Genomic DNA, 13,896 nt, shown 5'->3' with positions numbered 1-13,896 from the left:
GTGCGCCTTTCGCGCATCCGGGGATACGCGAAAGGCGCACGGGGGTCAGGCTGCGTACTTCTGCACCAGGGCGCCGACGCGCGGGAGAGCCTCGGTGACGTTCTTCTTCGCCGACGGGCGGAGCGAGGAGTACGCCTTCTTGATGGTCGACTTGCTGGTCTCGTCGATGCGCGCGTCGGTGACGGACAGCAGCGCGTCGGACGCCTCGTCACCGTTCGCGGCGAGGAACTCACCGAACGTGCCGGTCGGCGCGGCCTGGTACCGCTGCCAGAACGGGTCGAGCTTCTCGACGAAGCTCGGCCACAGCTTGGCGACCGCATCGTCGACGACGCTGGGGCTCACCTTCTTCACGGCGCCGTATCCGCCCTTGACCGCCAGGCCGGAGGCGCCCTTCTTGTCGGAGACCTCGGCGTCGATCAGCGCGCGGACGTCCGCGCGCACGGCCGGTGCGGTGTTCTCGTCGAGGAGGGTGGTCTGCAGTGATGCCACGGAAAACAATCCTGTCGTCGGGAGTCAGGCCGGAGGCCGTTCTCTTGGTTGAGAGTCGGGCGCAAACGCCGTTCTCGGAGAAGGTTTCTGGTCGGCGCGACCCTACAACAGAGCGAGGGGATGGCACCGGGCGAGACGCTCCAGCCACCACGTCCGCCGATCGTCCGGGGCGGCGAGCTCGCGGAGTCGATCCGCATCGGGGACGACGGTGTCGACCCGCAGACGACCGTCGACGAGTGCTCGCGGCTCGGCCACGTCGGTGACGAACAGTGCACCGGTGCCCAGGCCGCACGCGGCACTCGACGGCAGGGCCGCCGCCGCAGCGAGTCCCGCGGACATGCCGATCGCCGAGTCGAGGGCGCTCGACACGACCACGGGGACGCCGTACTGCGCCAACTCCTCGGCGAGCCACAGCACCGCCCGCACCCCGCCCAGCGGCGGCACCTTGACGACGGCCACGTCGGCGGCCCCGGCCCGCACCACGCGCAGCGGGTCCTCGGCTCGCCGGATGCTCTCGTCGGCGGCGATCGACACTCCGCGCACGCGTCTGCGCACCTCGGCGAGTTCCTCGACCGTCGCGCAGGGCTGCTCCGCGTACTCGAGGTCACCGTTCTCGGTGAGGGCGCGCAGGGCCGTCTCGGCCTCGTCGACCGTCCAGCCCCCGTTGGCGTCGACACGCACGGTGGGGACGAGCGCCCGGACCGCCTCGACTCGTGCGACGTCGTCGTCGAGGGTCTGGCCCTTCTCGGCGACCTTGACCTTCGCCGTACGCGTGCCGGGATAGCGCGCGAGCACGGCGGGCACCTCGTGGGCGGGCACCGCGGGCACGGTGGCGTTGACCTCGACGTGGTCCCGCACCGGATCGGGCGCGCCCTGCCACGCCATCTCGATGCCGGCACGCAGCCATGCCGACGCCTCGGCGTCGTCGTACTCGGGGAAGGCGCCGAACTCGCCCCATCCGGCGGGTCCGGAGAACACCAGTACCTCCCGCGTCGTGATGCCGCGGAACCGGGTGCGCATGGGCAGCGACAGCACGTGGGCCGACGCGACGATCTCGTCGAGCCCGGGAGCGGGTGACGTCGTCACTGCTGGCCGGGGAGCAACTGCACCATGAGGGCGTTGCTCTCGGCGACGAGCGTGCCGTCCTGCTTGGTCAACCGGGCCTCGATGAACGTCTTGCGGCCCTCGACCTTCGTCACGTGCCCCTCGGCGACGAGCTGCTCGTTCAACGGGGTCACGGCGCGGTAGTCGATGTGCAGGAAGGCGGTGCGGCTGATCGGGCGACCGTATGCGTGCTGGATCAGCCCGAAGAGGTCGTCGAACAGCAACGGCAGCGTGCCGCCGTGGGCTGCGCCGTTGCCGCCGAGATGGAACCGGCGGAACACACCGGTGGACCGCACGCCCTCGGCGCCGTATTTCTCGATGGTCCACGGCAGCATCAGCAGACTGCCGCGGCCCGGGAGCTCCAGCGCGCGGCCCGCCGGTGACAGACCCTCCGGCACCACGTACGGCGCCATGGTCGCAGCGAGTTTCTCCGCCTGGTCGGCGGCCAGGGCGAGCTGGTCGTCCGGCAGGTCCGTGGACACCGCGAGGTCCTGGACGGTGCGCAACGCCTCGATCAACCGGCCGTAGTCCGGCGGCGGCGTGGCCCTGGTGAACTTCGGGAATCCGCCGTGGGGGGAATCGTCGGTCATCGGACGACGGTAACGCGGAGTCCGATTCGGTCCGTCGTTAGGCTGTCGAGGGTGACCGATCAGACCTCGCCGTTCCAGCCCGAGCAGTGGACCGCGGTCCCCGGCTTCGAGGACCTGGTGGACATCACCTACCACCGCCACGTCACCGACGGCACCGTGCGCATCGCGTTCGATCGCCCCGAGGTACGCAACGCCTTCCGCCCCGGCACCGTCGACGAGCTGTACCGCACGCTCGACCACGCCCGGATGACCTCCGACGTCGGCGCCGTCCTCCTCACGGGCAACGGGCCCAGCGAGAAGGACGGCGGGTGGGCCTTCTGTTCCGGCGGCGACCAGCGCATCCGGGGGCGGTCCGGCTACCAGTACGCCAGCGGCGACACGGCCGAGACCGTGGACCGGGCGCGCGCGGGACGGCTCCACATCCTCGAGGTGCAGCGCCTGATCCGCACAATGCCCAAGGTCGTGATCTGCCTCGTCAACGGGTGGGCCGCGGGCGGCGGACACAGCCTGCACGTGGTCTGCGACCTGACTCTGGCGAGCCGGGAACACGCCCGCTTCAAGCAGACCGACGCCGACGTGGGCAGCTTCGACGGCGGATACGGCAGCGCGTACCTGGCGAAGATGGTGGGGCAGAAGTTCGCTCGCGAGATCTTCTTCCTCGGTGACACCTACACCGCCGAGGAGATGCACCGGATGGGTGCTGTGAACAAGGTGGTCGATCACGCCGACCTCGAGACCGTCGCCATCGAGTGGGGGCGCACGATCAACGGCAAGTCCCCGCAGGCGCAGCGAATGCTCAAGTACGCGTTCAATCTTCAGGACGACGGGCTGGTGGGGCAGCAGCTGTTCGCGGGCGAGGCGACGCGGTTGGCCTACATGACCGACGAGGCCGTGGAGGGTCGCGACTCGTTCCTCGAGAAGCGTGAGCCGGACTGGTCTCCCTACCCCTGGTACTTCTGAGAGGCGACCGACGATGGAGGTGCTGGCGAGCCGGATCATTCTGCGGCCGAAAAACGTCGACGAGACACTGAGCTTCTATCGGGACCGGTTGCGGCTCGGCATCTTCCGCGAGTATCCCGGTGGCGTGGTGTTCTTCGCGGGGCAGTCGCTGATCGAGGTGGCGGGACACGGGCAGGCCGGAGGCCGGTCGACAGCTGACGGCGAGCCGACGGCGGGTGCGATGGCGACGATCCTGCTGCAGGTGCGTGACGTCGAGGCGGCACGCGCCGAGCTCGAGGCGGCGGGCGTCGAAGTCGTGCGGCCTCCGCAGACCGAGCCCTGGGGACTGACGGAGATGTGGATCGCCGACCCCGACGGCACACGCATCGTCGTGGTCGAGGTTCCGCCTGACCACCCGCAACGCCGTGGCTGATCTGACCGTCCTCCCGGTGCCCAGCGGAGACGCGGTGCTGGGTCTGCTGCCGCGACTGCGCGCCGTGCTCGACGGTACCGCCGAGCCGGTCCTGCCGGTCCCCGCCGACGACGATCGTGAGCGTCGACGCCTCGCCGACGCGCTGTCACCGGGCACTCCCGCGGAGCCGGGTACCGCGATGGTGCTCGCGACGTCCGGGTCGACGGGAACCCCGAAGGGGGCCCTGCTCGGGGCGGCCGCACTCCGGGCCAGCGCCGCCGCCACCCATGCCCGGCTGGGTGGGCCGGGACAGTGGTTGCTCGCGCTGCCGGCCCATCACATCGCCGGGATGCAGGTGGTGCTGCGCTCCCTCGCCGCCGGCCACGAACCCGCGGTGGTGGACGTGTCGACGGGATTCGACCCCGCGCACCTCGTCCGCGCGGTCGCGTCGATGAGCGGGCCCCGGCGCTACACCTCCCTCGTCCCCACCCAGATGGTGAAGGCGCTCGATCGTCCGGACGCCGTCGCGGCGCTCGCGTCCCTCGACGCCGTTCTGCTCGGCGGGGCCGCGACCCCGGCTCCCGTGCTCGACCGCGCACTCGCTGCGGGGATCACCGTGGTCCGCACCTACGGGATGAGCGAGACCTGCGGCGGGTGCGTCTACGACGGCGTTCCCTTGGACGGCGTGACCGTCGGCCTCGAGGCGGACGGCCGGGTGCGCCTCGGCGGACCCACACTGGCGAACGGTTACCGCGGAATGCCTGATCACCCGGCGTTCGCCGAGGCGGGGTGGTTCCGCACCGATGATCTCGGACGCCTGCAGGGCGACCGTCTGCAGATTCTCGGGAGGGCCGACGACGCCATCACCACGGGTGGACTCACCGTCGTACCGCGAGTGGTGGAAGACGCCGTCGCGGGGATCGACGGGGTCGCCGAGTGCGTCGTGGTCGGTGTTCCCGATCCGCGCCTGGGCGAACGGGTGGGCGCACTGGTGGTGCTGCGGCCCGGTGTCGAGCTGTCGCCGGAGTCTCTCCGGGCGGCCGTCGCCGACGCGCTCGGCCCTGCCGCGGCACCCCGGCAGGTGCTGTTCGTGGACGCGCTCCCGGCCCGCGGCCCGGGCAAGGTGGACCGCGCGGCGGCGCGAACGACGCTGGTCGCGTGTGGTCCGACCGAATGACATCTCCCCAGCACGCCGAGGGGCGAGCCGCCCGAGACCGTGACGGTGAGTAAGGTCCTCCCGGTACATCCGGGTCGGGGGCTTGGTTGTTCGTGGGTTCGGAGGACAGTGACGATGGCGAGGCAGGCGACGGGAGCAGCTCCCGACGCGCACGACGGCTGGATCGTCGTGGAGACACTCGCCGAACCGCCCGACGGCGATGCCGGTCCCGTGGGGACCGTCGTCGCCAAGGACGGTCGGGCGAAGGACTGGACGGCGCTCTCCCGCGCCGTCGGCAGCAAGCGCATCGCGGACGCGGCGCGGGCGATGACCGCGTTCGTCGCGGCGAGCGGCGAGGACGCGGCCGAGACCGTGCCGGGACTGAACAGTCCGCTGCGGGCCGTCGCGGTACCGGGTCCCCGGAAGGCCGTCCACGGCGTGATGCTGTACGCCGGTGACGATTCCGACGCACCGCCACCCCTCGTCGTCGGCTACGACTGGTCCTCGTCACGTCGACAGTTCGCGTTCACGCCCGGCATCGCCGGCGTCACGGGCCGGGAGCCGGCATCGAAGCTCGCCGCACCGGCATTCGAGCTGTTCGACCACGCGGACGACGCCGACAGCGCGATGTATCTCCTCGTCGCTCTGCTCGACGCGGAACCCGGAACCCGCTGGGACGGCACCGTGGCGCTGCGTACCCCGCGCGGTGCCCGGCCCCTGCGCAATGCGGTGCGGACGGTGCTCGACACCTCGTCCGCCGACGACGCCAGCCGGTACGTCGACACCGTGTCGCACGCGTTGGCGATCTCGCTCCGCGCGGACGAACTCGTGGTGGCCGGACCGTCGGTCGAGGCGTTCGCGCTGCGGTCGCTGACGCGCAACTCCCCCACCGCGATCGCACTCATCGACACCGAGCGCGTGCGCGTCGTCCGGTGGCTGACGGATCCGGTGGAGAACATCCTGTGGAAGGGGCAGGTCGATCAGCGCGACACCCCGCACCCCTCGGACATCGCCCGCATCGTGTCGGCCTATCGGCAGATGCACGAGTGGGCGGACCATCGCACCGAGATCCCCGGCGTGCGACTGCGCCGTGTCGACGGCGGGTGGACCGTCGTCGACCTGCGGGCGACACGTGTTCCGGGACAACGCTTCCTGATGGTGGAATTCCAACCGGTCGGATTCTCCGACGAGGACGATCCCGTCCCGCCCACCGACACCGGATACCCGGGTCGTGGGCCGCGCAGGCGGTCCAGCTGAGCCTCTTCTGGGGCTCGAGCGTGTCAGGTTCGCGGCATACCGCACCGGGCGGCGAGGCAGCGCTCGAGATCCTCGGTGACCGCCCAGGCCGTGTCGAGGTCACCGCCGAGCAGCAGTGACCGCTGGCGCAGTGTGAGCGCGCGGATGGCGCGGTCGAGTTCGACGTCCGTCATGGCCGCGACGGCGTCGTCGATCGTGGAACTGGTGATGTCGTCCATCGTTCATCCCCGGGGTGCGACAGGTGAACCGATCGAAGAACCGGTTCCGCATTCGTGTGCCACGTTCACGGCCGACGGCGACAAGCCTGTGAGAAACCCCCGAGGTCGAGGGCGCATCCGGAGTGTACGCCGGGAGCGGTGGGCCTCACAACACGACCGCGCGGGGCCGCATCGGCATGCGTAGGCAATGATCCACACATGGCGACAGCATCCCAGTGGCTCGAAGGCGCACGGCCGCGCACACTTCCGAACGCGATCGCACCGGTCGTGGCCGCGGCGGGTGCGGCAGCGGCGGCCGGCGACGTGACGTGGTGGAAGGCCCCGGTGGCACTGCTCGTGTCGGTCGCCCTCATCGTCGGCGTGAACTTCTCCAACGACTACTCCGACGGCATCCGCGGAACCGACGACGACCGCGTCGGACCGATCCGCCTCGTCGGCTCCCGGCTGGCGACGCCGTCGGCCGTCCGCGGCGCGGCCGTGGCGTGCTTCGCACTCGCTGCCGTCGCGGGGCTCGTCCTCGCCCTGACGACGGCCTGGTGGCTGGTTCTCGTCGGTGTCGTGTGCATCGCGGGAGCCTGGTACTACACGGGCGGATCGAAGCCCTACGGCTACAGCGGCCTCGGAGAGATAGCCGTCTTCGTCTTCTTCGGCCTCGTCGCCGTGCTCGGCACCCAGTTCGTGCTCACCGATCGCGTCGACCTCGTGGGACTCGCGTGCGCCGTCGCGATGGGCTGCTTCTCGAGCGCCGTCCTGGTGGCCAACAACATCCGCGACATTCCCACCGACACCGAGGCGGGCAAGCTCACCCTCGCGGTCCGGCTGGGCGACGCCCGGAGCCGCGGTCTGCACGCCGCGCTGCTCGGCGTGCCGTTCCTCGTCAGCCTGCTGCTGCTCCTGCACTCGCCGTGGGCCGTGCTGGGCGTCGTCGCCTTCCCGTTGGCCTGGCGTGCCAACGCCCCCGTCCGCACCCGGCAGCAGGGCCTCGCGCTCATTCCGGCGCTGCGCGACTCGGGTCTCGCGATGCTCGTCTGGGCGGTGGCGACCACCGTCGGCCTGCTGCTCGGATAGTCGCGGCGCGACGGGTAATTCCGTTGCCGACGGTCATGATCTCCCTCTACGGTCGTCCCATGGACCCCGTGACCGAACCCGAGATCCGGGCATCGTTCGTCAACTGCTCGAAGGGCGAGGCGAAGCGCATCCCCGTCCCCACCGATCTGGACCGTCGCCCGTGGGACGACCTGGACTTCCTCGGCTGGAGCGACCCCGCGTATCCGGGCCGCAGCTTCCTCGTCGTGCCGACCGCGGATCGGCTCGTCGGAGTCGCCCTGCGTTCGGAGAGCAGTTCGCGCCGGTCTCAGATGTGCAGCATCTGCACCACCGGGCATCAGAACGGCGGTGTCACGCTGATGGTGGCCCGCAAGACCGGTGAGTCCGGCCGCCGCGGCAACACCGTCGGCACCTACCTGTGCTCGGATCTGGCCTGCTCCCTGTACGCGCGGCGGATCAAGACCCCGACGCTGGGACGGCAGTACCGCGACGACACCCCGGTCGAGGAGCGCGTCGGCAAGCTTCGCGAGACCATCACGGCATTCGTGGCGCGGCTGGACTGACCGCGGTCGGCGGCAGCCTCAGCGGCGCGCCGATCGCCGGTCCGGCACCAGTCCACCGAGAACCCAGTTGACGATGGACACGATCACCGCGCCCCAGAAGGCGGACCCGAAACCGTCGACGGTGAGCCCGTACCCGGTGCTCTCGGTGACGGCGGCGGTGAGCAGCAGCATCAACGCGTTGATCACCAACAGGAACAGCCCGAGAGTCAGCACGATGAGGGGCAGCGACAACAACTGCACGATCGGCTTGACCAAGGCGTTGATCACGGTGAACACGGCGGCGATCCCGATCAGCACCACCAGGTCCCAGCCCTGCCCGCGCCCCGAACTCGCGATCGAGATGCCGTCCACCCAGGACGCCGCCAGCCAGATCGCGAACGCCGTGACGATCAATCTGAGCACCAGAATCATGCGCCCCATGATGGCACGGGTCGCCGCGACGGTGGTGTGTCGCGAGCCGCGCCTCCGGTGGTGTTGCATGAAGGTGTGAGTACCGCGAACCTGACCCGCGCCGAGACCGCCGACCGCGCCCGGGTGGTGTCCGACGTGCGATACGACGTGGCGCTGGACCTGACCGAGGCACGGACCCGAGCCGAGTTCGGCACCGTCACCACCGTGAGCTTCGCGGCCACCGCGTCGTCGACGTGGATGGACTTCCTCGGTGCCGGCGTGGACCGCGTGATCGTCAACGACCACGAACAGGAGGTGCAGTACGACGGTGCGCGGGTGCTGCTGCGTGATCTCGGGAGCCGCAACACCGTGCGCATCCACGCCCGCGGCTCGTACAGCCGCACCGGTGAGGGCCTGCACCGATTCGTCGATCCGGCGGACGGCGAGACCTACCTCTACACGCAGTACGAGCCCGCCGACGCGCGGCGCGTCTTCGTGAACTTCGAGCAGCCGGACCTCAAGGGACCGTTCGTCTTGCGGGTGAGCGCACCGGACGAGTGGACGGTGCTGTCGAACGAGCGGGTGGAGAAGACCACCACCGACGGCGCAGGGTCGTCCACCCGTGTCTTCGCCGCCACGCAGCCGATCTCCACGTACATCACGGCCGTCGTCGCGGGCCCGTACCACCGTGCCACGTCGGAGTACCGCCGCGGCGACCTCACCATCGAACTCGGCGCGTGGTGCCGTGCGTCGCTCGGCGAGTACCTCGACCACGACGACATCTTCGACGTCACGCGCGCCGGGCTCGACTTCTTCCACGACGCGTTCGAGTTCCCCTACCCCTTCGGGAAGTACGACCAGGTGTTCGTGCCCGAGTACAACCTCGGCGCCATGGAGAACCCCGGCTGCGTCACGTTCACGGAGTCGTACGTCTTCCGCAGCGCGGCCACCCGAGCGCAGTACGCACGGCGCGCGAACACGATCCTGCACGAGATGGCGCACATGTGGTTCGGCGATCTGGTGACCATGCAGTGGTGGGACGACCTGTGGCTCAAGGAGTCCCTCGCCGACTACCTGGGCGCGTACGCCTCGGTCGCGGCCACCCGGTTCACCGACGCGTGGGTGTCGTTCGCCCTGCGCCGCAAGGCCTGGGCCTATTCGCAGGACCAGCTCCCGACCACCCACCCCGTCGTCGCCGACATCGTCGACCTCGAGGCGGCCAAGCTCAACTTCGACGGCATCACCTACGCCAAGGGCGCCAGCGTGATCAAACAACTCGGGGCCTTCGTCGGTGACGAGGCCTTCTTCGAGGGCGCCCGCGCGTACTTCCGGGCTCGGGCCTTCGGGACGGCCACCCTGCGCGACCTGCTCGACGCCCTGGCCGCACCGGCCGGCCGGTCGCTCGACGACTGGTCGGCCGCCTGGCTCGAGACCACCGGCGTGTCGACCGTGCTGTACGACCGCACCAGAGGTGTTCTCACGCAGACGGATCCGCGTCCTCAGCGGTTGGACATCGCGTGCCTGTCGCCGGACGAGAACGGCCACCTCGTCGATGCGGAACCGATCTCGGTGCACACCACCGACGCGGAGACCCCGCTCGCACTGCCCGACGCCGCGGTGATCCTGCCGAACGACGGCGATCTCACGTACGCGAAGGTGCGCCTGGACGCGCGGTCGATGGAGGCGACGATGCAGTCGCTGGACCGCATCCCCGACGACCTGCGCCGCGCGCTGGTGTGGTCCTCCTGGTGGAACGCGACGCGTGATGCCGAACTGCCTGCGCAGACGTACGTCGATCTCGCCGTCCGCTTCGCACCCACCGAGTCGCATCCGGCCGTGCTCGGATCGATTCTCGCGGACACCGCGGTCGCGGTGGAGCACTACGCCGCGGACCGGGACGGTGTCCGGCAGCGGTGGACCGCGACGGCGGCCGAGCAGCTCGCCGGGGCGCCGGCCGGGTCGGACGCGCAGCTCGAGTGGTTCCGGGCGTTCTCCGCCGCGGCGTCACACGACCCGTCGCACGCCGGAAGGGTGCGCGCGTTGCTCTCCGGCGAGGACTCCGTCGACGGTCTCGACCTGGACGCCGAGCAGCGCTGGGGCCTGTGGTTCGCCCTGTCGGCGACCGGTCACACCGACGAGGCCGAGCTGGCGACGGTGCTCGAGTCCGACCGCACGGGGGCCGGTGAGGTGCAGTACGCCGCCGCGGTGGCGGCGCAGCCCGTCGCGTCGGTGAAGGAGGCGACCTGGGCCGCCCTGACCGGTTCGGACGCCCTGAGCAACGAGCGGGTGGGGGCGCTGATCCGCGGCCTCACCGCCGGACCGTCACGCACGCTGATCGAGCGCTTCGACGAGCAGTACTACGCCCTGCTGGAGACCTTCTGGCGGGAGCGGAGCATCGAGATCGCTCGACGACTCGTCATCGGGCTCTTCCCGTCGGCCGCCCACAGCGAGGACGCCGATCGCTGGCTCTCGGGTCACCCGGACGTACCCGCGGCTCTGCGACGGTGCGTGATAGAGCAGCGCGACCACCTGGCCCGCGCACTCGCCGCACGGTCACTCTCCGCGCAGGCGTGAGTGCAGATCCTCGCGGTCGCGGCGACGCTTCTCGTCGACGGCGGCGATGTCCTCGTTGACGCGTCGGCGCAGTCCCTTGAAGAGCACGAGCGACAGGGGGAACGCGACGACCAGGGCGAACACCATGGCGATCAGCAGCGGCACGGTCACCCCGACCAGCGCGGCACCGAAGTAGATGACGGCCGCGACCACAGCGATGAGACCGAGCCGGGCGGCGGTGTAGAGGCCGAGATCGCGGACCAGTCGGCCCTTCGCCGACCCGCTCGGGGTGCTGCCGGTGGGGATGGGATCGGTCATGGACACAGATTACCGGAGCCGTTCGACGTATCCGATTTGTCCATTACCTCCCCTTTACCAACATTAGAAGAGTCGAGTACCCGGGGGTCTCGGTGCCACCATGGGCAACGGATGCGGACATACAGCCGCATTCGACCGAGATGAAGACTGTGTCCCTGGAGGATCGCGATGAGTGCACCGGCTTACACCCCCACGCAGGAGAACCTGCTCACCCCCGGCCAGGTGGCCGCACTCTTCCATGTCGATCCGAAGACCGTCACGCGCTGGGCCCACGCCGGCCGGCTCGGATCGCTCCGCACTCCCGGCGGCCACCGTCGCTTCCGCGAGTCCGAGGTCATGCAGCTCCTGACCTCGCTCACCACCGAGGCGCACCGCTGATCACACGTCACCCCTAGAGCGCCACCCACTCGTCACCGAGTCGACCATCGGTCGCCACTCGCGGTGTTCGTGCCGGACACCAGTGCGTGCGAGCAGATTCTCAGGATCTTGCGAGCTCGACTCGAGTGCCCCGGCGCTCCGCCACGACTACGCTCGGTAGTGGAGGTGCGTGATGATCTATGTTCTGGCTCTGATCGGGCTCGTGGTCGTGATCGTGCTCCTCTGGAAGTCTTTCGGCCCCGAGACCGGGGCACCCAGAGGACGCGTCACCGGACCGGACGACGACCCGGAGTTCCTGTGGAAGATCAGGAACAACCCTGCACGTGATCGTGGCAACGGTCCCGAGCGTCCCGATGCGGGAACGCCCGGTTCCGTCGACTGAGTCGCGTCACGCGGTGCGGTGCGGTGCGGCGGACGACCGTCACCGCGTGACGTGGGGCGGGAACTCGGCGGTCATCGCTGCTGCCGTCTCGAGAAGCGCCGTGCGCGTCGCCGGCGCGAGAGCGTCGAGGTCGACCTCCGCCCCCTGAGCGAGATGGTCGTCGTACGGGATCACCCGCACGGCGCGGCATCGCTGACCGAAGTGGTCGACGATCTTCGAGACGTCGATGACCTTCGACCCGGGCCGCACCATGTTGACCACTGTCAACGACTGCTCCACCAGATGCCGGTAGCCGTGCGCGTCGAGCCAGTCCATCGTCGCCGATGCACTCCGCGCACCGTCCACCGATCCGCTGCTCACGATCACCAGCCCGTCGGCGCTGCGCAGGATCGCCCGCATCGCCGAGTGCAGAAGTCCCGTTCCGCAGTCGGTCAGCACGATGTTGTAGAACCGCTCCAGCACGGCCACCGTGGTCTCGTAGTCGTACGCGTCGAACGCCTCCGACATGGCCGGATCGGACTCCGACGCCAGCACTTCGAGCCGGTGGTGATTCTGGGACGTGAAGTCGCGGACCGCGCTGTACTTGTCGATGTCGCGGGCATCCTTCAGCAGGTCGCGCACCGTCTTCTCGGTCTCCAGCGGAACCCGGGAGCTCAGCGTTCCGCGGTCGGGGTTCGCGTCCACGGCGATCACACGGTCGCCCCGGACCGACGAGAACGTCGATCCCAGCGCCGCCGCCACCGTGGTCTTCCCGACGCCTCCCTTGAGGCTCAGGATCGCGATGCGATGACACCCGTGCAACGGGTTGCCGACCTGACGGATCAACGCGAGCCGCCGCTGCTCCTTGGCGCTGTTGCCCACGTTCACCCGGCCACCGGTGACGTCGAAGAGCGTGCGGCGCCAGCCGCCCGTCGGTGGGGGCGGCGAGGTCCGCAGCAGCCGTGACGTCGAGAGGTCGTGCGCCGTGGGCGGTTGCATCGGCGAGGCAGGCACCTGCTGGATCGCCGGATCCGTCGGCGTCGACGCGGACGGGATCCGCCCGTCGTCCTGCGGGCCGGGCGACCACCCGTCCCAACGATCGTCCGTCACCGATTCCCCCCGGCGGTCATGTCGAGCCGACGGTCAGTTCAGACCCGCGTACGAGTGCAGACCGGAGACGACCATGTTGATGATGAAGAGATTGAACAGCATGGCGACGAAGCCCGCGACGTTGATCCACGCCGCGCGGGTGTTCCGCCAGCCCGACGTCGCCCGTGCGTGCAGGTACGCCGCGTAGACGACCCAGGCGATGAAGGACACCGTCTCCTTGGGATCCCAGCCCCAGAAGCGTCCCCACGCGGCCTCGGCCCAGATCGCACCGAGGATGACGCCGGCGCCGAACAGCGGGAAGCCGATGATCGTGGTCTTGTAGGCCAGGCGGTCGAGCGTGCGGGCGTCCGGAAGACGCTGGGCGAACCGGGCGAGTGCACCCGTGTTCGCGCCGTCCTCCGTGGCGGGGAAGCGCATCCGCAGCAGGAACAGCAGCGACGCGACGCCGGCCACCAGGAAGATTCCGCTGCCGATGCTGACGATGGTCACGTGGATCGGCAACCAGTACGAGCGCAGGGCCGGGACCACGGGGGCCGCGTCGGCGTAGAGGACCGTCGCCGCGAGGAACATCAGGATCATGACCGGGACGACCACGAAGATCAGCGTCGGGCGCATCTTCCGCAGCGCGATGATCGAGGTCGCCGTCGCGGCGGCCGTGGCCATCGTCACGAACTCGTACATGTTGCCGAGCGGGAACCGGTCGGTGGCGAATCCGCGCAGCACGATCGACGTGACCGTGAGCAGCAGACCGAGCACCACCAGCGCGTAGCCCATGCCGCCGTAGCGCTCGGACGCGGGACGCCGGGGCGCCTCCTCGATCCGACCGGGACCGGTGGGCCGCACGGGCGCCTTGCCCGCCGCGACGAGCTGCCGCTCGGACTTCTGCTCCGCAGCCGTGACGGTCTGCGTGGCGTACTGGGCGATGAGGAACACCGCCGCGAGCAGGTAGACACCGAACGCCGACCGGAAGGACCAGTCGCTGAACTGCGCGAGTGTGGCGTCGATCGGCAT

17 protein-coding genes are annotated in these 13,896 nt (G+C 70.0%); 9 read left to right on the top strand and 8 right to left on the bottom strand.

Features of this window, described 5'->3' with window-relative positions; all coding sequences use genetic code 11:
• Positions 1-45: 45 nt before the first annotated feature.
• The 3 genes from ASG69_RS07515 to ASG69_RS07505 form a co-directional block, all read right to left on the bottom strand.
• Positions 46-489, bottom strand: a complete 444-nt coding sequence (locus ASG69_RS07515; protein ID WP_037184699.1) for a DUF6918 family protein — start codon at positions 487-489, stop codon at positions 46-48.
• Positions 490-591: 102 nt separating this feature from the next.
• On the bottom strand, positions 592-1,575 hold the full coding sequence (locus ASG69_RS07510) for an o-succinylbenzoate synthase (RefSeq protein ID WP_082544309.1): 984 nt from the start codon (positions 1,573-1,575) through the stop codon (positions 592-594).
• Positions 1,572-2,183: a PaaI family thioesterase gene (locus ASG69_RS07505; protein ID WP_027504536.1), complete on the bottom strand. Its 612-nt coding sequence runs from the start codon at positions 2,181-2,183 to the stop codon at positions 1,572-1,574. The genes ASG69_RS07510 and ASG69_RS07505 overlap by 4 nt, the downstream gene beginning before the upstream one ends.
• Positions 2,184-2,234: 51 nt before the next feature.
• Between ASG69_RS07505 and ASG69_RS07500 the strand changes: the two genes are divergently transcribed.
• The 4 genes from ASG69_RS07500 to ASG69_RS07485 all read left to right on the top strand — a co-directional run bounded on the left by ASG69_RS07500 (position 2,235) and on the right by ASG69_RS07485 (position 5,947).
• The gene (locus tag ASG69_RS07500; protein ID WP_414891226.1) at positions 2,235-3,143 is read left to right on the top strand and encodes a 1,4-dihydroxy-2-naphthoyl-CoA synthase; all 909 of its coding nucleotides are present in this window, start codon (positions 2,235-2,237) and stop codon (positions 3,141-3,143) included.
• 13 nt (positions 3,144-3,156) lie between these two features.
• Positions 3,157-3,555 (top strand): VOC family protein, encoded by a 399-nt coding sequence (locus ASG69_RS07495; RefSeq protein WP_056441662.1) that lies wholly within the window; start codon positions 3,157-3,159, stop codon positions 3,553-3,555.
• Positions 3,548-4,711, top strand: coding sequence for an o-succinylbenzoate--CoA ligase (menE, locus tag ASG69_RS07490; RefSeq protein WP_056441660.1), 1,164 nt, complete (start codon positions 3,548-3,550; stop codon positions 4,709-4,711). Before ASG69_RS07495 ends, menE begins: the two co-directional genes overlap by 8 nt.
• Positions 4,712-4,825: 114 nt before the next feature.
• Complete coding sequence (locus ASG69_RS07485; protein WP_156380453.1) at positions 4,826-5,947, top strand: GAF domain-containing protein; 1,122 nt, start codon at positions 4,826-4,828, stop codon at positions 5,945-5,947.
• Between the two features lie 23 nt (positions 5,948-5,970).
• Here the strand turns inward: ASG69_RS07485 and ASG69_RS07480 are convergent, their stop codons facing one another.
• On the bottom strand, positions 5,971-6,165 hold the full coding sequence (locus ASG69_RS07480; RefSeq protein ID WP_037184696.1) for a hypothetical protein: 195 nt from the start codon (positions 6,163-6,165) through the stop codon (positions 5,971-5,973).
• A gap of 198 nt (positions 6,166-6,363) precedes the next feature.
• Between ASG69_RS07480 and ASG69_RS07475 the strand changes: the two genes are divergently transcribed.
• Positions 6,364-7,233, top strand: coding sequence for a 1,4-dihydroxy-2-naphthoate polyprenyltransferase (locus ASG69_RS07475; RefSeq protein WP_027504531.1), 870 nt, complete (start codon positions 6,364-6,366; stop codon positions 7,231-7,233).
• 59 nt (positions 7,234-7,292) lie between these two features.
• Entirely contained in the window at positions 7,293-7,775 is a 483-nt protein-coding gene (locus tag ASG69_RS07470) for an FBP domain-containing protein (RefSeq protein WP_027504530.1), read from the top strand.
• Positions 7,776-7,793: 18 nt separating this feature from the next.
• Here the strand turns inward: ASG69_RS07470 and ASG69_RS07465 are convergent, their stop codons facing one another.
• Complete coding sequence (locus ASG69_RS07465) at positions 7,794-8,186, bottom strand: phage holin family protein (RefSeq protein WP_056442327.1); 393 nt, start codon at positions 8,184-8,186, stop codon at positions 7,794-7,796.
• Positions 8,187-8,261: 75 nt separating this feature from the next.
• Here ASG69_RS07465 and pepN point away from each other — a divergent pair, with 75 nt between their 5' ends.
• The gene (gene pepN, locus ASG69_RS07460) at positions 8,262-10,739 is read left to right on the top strand and encodes an aminopeptidase N (protein WP_056441654.1); all 2,478 of its coding nucleotides are present in this window, start codon (positions 8,262-8,264) and stop codon (positions 10,737-10,739) included.
• Here the strand turns inward: pepN and ASG69_RS07455 are convergent.
• Positions 10,719-11,036 carry a DUF4229 domain-containing protein gene (locus tag ASG69_RS07455; protein WP_027504527.1) on the bottom strand — a complete coding sequence of 106 codons (318 nt, stop codon included), beginning with the start codon at positions 11,034-11,036 and terminating at the stop codon, positions 10,719-10,721. The two genes, pepN and ASG69_RS07455, sit on opposite strands and share 21 nt — an antisense overlap.
• A gap of 168 nt (positions 11,037-11,204) precedes the next feature.
• Between ASG69_RS07455 and ASG69_RS07450 the strand changes: the two genes are divergently transcribed.
• A complete protein-coding gene (locus ASG69_RS07450; protein ID WP_042574081.1) occupies positions 11,205-11,414 on the top strand; it encodes a BldC family transcriptional regulator in 210 nt (69 codons plus the stop codon).
• Positions 11,415-11,586: 172 nt separating this feature from the next.
• Positions 11,587-11,796 carry a hypothetical protein gene (locus ASG69_RS07445; RefSeq protein ID WP_027504525.1) on the top strand — a complete coding sequence of 70 codons (210 nt, stop codon included), beginning with the start codon at positions 11,587-11,589 and terminating at the stop codon, positions 11,794-11,796.
• Between the two features lie 39 nt (positions 11,797-11,835).
• Here the strand turns inward: ASG69_RS07445 and ASG69_RS07440 are convergent, their stop codons facing one another.
• Together ASG69_RS07440 and ccsB are read right to left on the bottom strand one after the other, a co-directional pair.
• Positions 11,836-12,885, bottom strand: coding sequence for a MinD/ParA family ATP-binding protein (locus tag ASG69_RS07440; RefSeq protein WP_051613086.1), 1,050 nt, complete (start codon positions 12,883-12,885; stop codon positions 11,836-11,838).
• Positions 12,886-12,918: 33 nt separating this feature from the next.
• Positions 12,919-13,896, bottom strand: a complete 978-nt coding sequence (ccsB, locus tag ASG69_RS07435) for a c-type cytochrome biogenesis protein CcsB (RefSeq protein ID WP_056441651.1) — start codon at positions 13,894-13,896, stop codon at positions 12,919-12,921.

The sequence above is a fragment of the Rhodococcus sp. Leaf225 genome, from assembly GCF_001426145.1.
In the GTDB taxonomy this organism is placed as follows: Bacteria; Actinomycetota; Actinomycetes; order Mycobacteriales; family Mycobacteriaceae; genus Rhodococcoides.
Note: the sequence above shows the minus strand (reverse complement) of the source record. Positions and strands in the feature narration are given on the sequence as shown.

Excerpts from the sequence above, each read along its gene's own strand:
- ASG69_RS07505 (WP_027504536.1), bottom strand. The coding sequence starts at position 2,183 with ATGACCGACGATTCCCCCCACGGCGGATTCCCGAAGTTCACCAGGGCC.
- ASG69_RS07495 (WP_056441662.1), top strand. The coding sequence starts at position 3,157 with ATGGAGGTGCTGGCGAGCCGGATCATTCTGCGGCCGAAAAACGTCGAC.
- ASG69_RS07485 (WP_156380453.1), top strand. The coding sequence starts at position 4,826 with ATGGCGAGGCAGGCGACGGGAGCAGCTCCCGACGCGCACGACGGCTGG.
- ASG69_RS07480 (WP_037184696.1), bottom strand. The coding sequence starts at position 6,165 with ATGGACGACATCACCAGTTCCACGATCGACGACGCCGTCGCGGCCATG.
- ASG69_RS07475 (WP_027504531.1), top strand. The coding sequence starts at position 6,364 with ATGGCGACAGCATCCCAGTGGCTCGAAGGCGCACGGCCGCGCACACTT.
- ASG69_RS07470 (WP_027504530.1), top strand. The coding sequence starts at position 7,293 with ATGGACCCCGTGACCGAACCCGAGATCCGGGCATCGTTCGTCAACTGC.
- ASG69_RS07465 (WP_056442327.1), bottom strand. The coding sequence starts at position 8,186 with ATGATTCTGGTGCTCAGATTGATCGTCACGGCGTTCGCGATCTGGCTG.
- ASG69_RS07455 (WP_027504527.1), bottom strand. The coding sequence starts at position 11,036 with ATGACCGATCCCATCCCCACCGGCAGCACCCCGAGCGGGTCGGCGAAG.
- ASG69_RS07450 (WP_042574081.1), top strand. The coding sequence starts at position 11,205 with ATGAGTGCACCGGCTTACACCCCCACGCAGGAGAACCTGCTCACCCCC.
- ASG69_RS07445 (WP_027504525.1), top strand. The coding sequence starts at position 11,587 with ATGATCTATGTTCTGGCTCTGATCGGGCTCGTGGTCGTGATCGTGCTC.
- ccsB (WP_056441651.1), bottom strand. The coding sequence starts at position 13,896 with ATGCCGATCGACGCCACACTCGCGCAGTTCAGCGACTGGTCCTTCCGG.